2 protein-coding genes are annotated in these 1,779 nt (G+C 62.9%); both read right to left on the minus strand.

Going from position 1 to position 1,779, the window contains the following annotated elements:
- A partial coding sequence (nuoF, locus tag V7D69_RS16025; RefSeq protein ID WP_333606340.1) for an NADH-quinone oxidoreductase subunit NuoF occupies window positions 1-1,112 on the minus strand: 1,112 nt, incomplete at its 3' end.
- The coding region (locus V7D69_RS16030; protein ID WP_333606341.1) for a complex I 24 kDa subunit family protein at window positions 1,112-1,779 on the minus strand (668 nt) is incomplete at its 5' end. The genes V7D69_RS16030 and nuoF, both read right to left, overlap by 1 nt.

Here is a 1,779-nt window from a genome sequence, read left to right on the forward strand (position 1 = left end):
TCCATCACGCGCCACATCCAGCCGGTGCCTTCGCGGCAAGGGGTGCACTGGCCGCATGATTCGTGCTTGTAGAAGTACGAGAGGCGGCTGATGGCGCGCACGATGTCGGTGGACTTGTCCATCACGATCACGGCGGCGGTGCCGAGGCCCGAGCCGACCGCCTTGAGGCCATCGAAGTCCATCGGCGCGTCCCAGATCTGGTCTGCCGGAACCAGCGGGACCGAGGAGCCGCCGGGGATCACGGCCAGCAGGTTGTCCCTGCCGCCACGGATGCCGCCGCAGTGCTTCTCGATCAGTTCGCTGAAGGGAATGCTCATTTCCTCTTCGACGACGCACGGCTTGTTCACGTGGCCGCTGATCTGGAAGAGCTTGGTGCCCTTGTTGTTTTCCCGCCCAAAGCCGGAGAACCACGTGGCGCCGCGCCGCATGATGGTGGGCGCAACGGCGATCGATTCGACGTTGTTGACCGTGGTCGGGCAGCCATAGAGGCCCGCACCGGCGGGGAACGGCGGCTTGAGGCGGGGCTGGCCCTTCTTGCCTTCAAGGCTTTCGATCATCGCGGTTTCTTCGCCGCAGATGTAGGCGCCCGCGCCGCGATGGACGAAGACGTCGAAGTCATAGCCCGAACCGGCGGCGTTCTTGCCCAGCAGGCCAGCGGCATAAGCTTCATCGCGCGCGGCGAAGAGCGTTTCGGCCTCGCGAATATATTCGCCGCGAATGTAAATATAAGCCGCCCGCGCGCCCATCGCGAATCCGGCAACCAGCGCGCCTTCCAGCAGCATGTGCGGATCGTGGCGGATAATCTCGCGGTCCTTGCAGGAACCGGGTTCGGATTCGTCGGCGTTGATGACAAGGAAGCTAGGCTTGGGATTGCCGTTGTGATCGACCGGCGGCTGCTTGGGCATGAACGACCATTTAAGACCGGTCGGGAAGCCCGCACCGCCACGGCCGCGCAGGCCCGAAGCCTTCATCTCCTCGATGATCGCGTCGCGCCCTTTGGCTAGAATGTCCTTCGTATTGTCCCAGGCGCCGCGCGCCTGTGCTTCCTTCAAGTTCCACGGCTGATAGCCATAGACATTGGTAAAGATGCGGTCCTTGTCGGCGAGAGCCATTACCACTCACTCCGATAATCGTGGTTTTCGGTGACCATCTCTTTCAGTGTGGTCGGCCCGCCGCTCGGTTCGACGGTGTGGCGATCCGGCTCCTGCGTGCCGGTCTTGGGCGTCTCGCCCCGCGCCAGCGCGTCGAGCACGGCATCGAGGCGATCTGCGGTCAGATCCTCGTAATTGTCGTCGTTGATCTGGACCATCGGGGCCGAGGCGCAGTTGCCCATGCATTCCACTTCAGTGAGCGACCACAGGCCGTCATCTGTGGTGTGGCCCTTCTTCATGCCGCGCGACTTGCAACGCGCCATGATCTCGTCCGAACCGCGCAGCATGCAGGGCGTGGTGCCGCAGACCTGCACGTGGAAGCGGCCGATCGGGGCAATGTTGTACATGGTGTAGAATGTCGCCACCTCAACCACGCGGATGATCGGCATGTCGAGCTGCGCGGCGACATATTCCATCACCGGGATCGGCAGCCACCCTTGCGTGTTCAGTTCGGCGCCAACCTGTCGCTGAGCAAGGTCGAGCAGCGGCATCACCGCCGAGCGCTGGCGTCCTTGCGGATAGCGCGCAATGATCTCTTTCGCCTTTTCCGTATTCTCGGCCGTCCAGGCAAAATTGCCCCAACGCGCCCGCAATTCAGGCGTATCAGGTTCGATATAGCGGTCAGCCA

It is taken from the genome of Novosphingobium sp. (genome assembly GCF_036733805.1).
In the GTDB taxonomy this organism is placed as follows: domain Bacteria; phylum Pseudomonadota; class Alphaproteobacteria; order Sphingomonadales; family Sphingomonadaceae; genus Novosphingobium.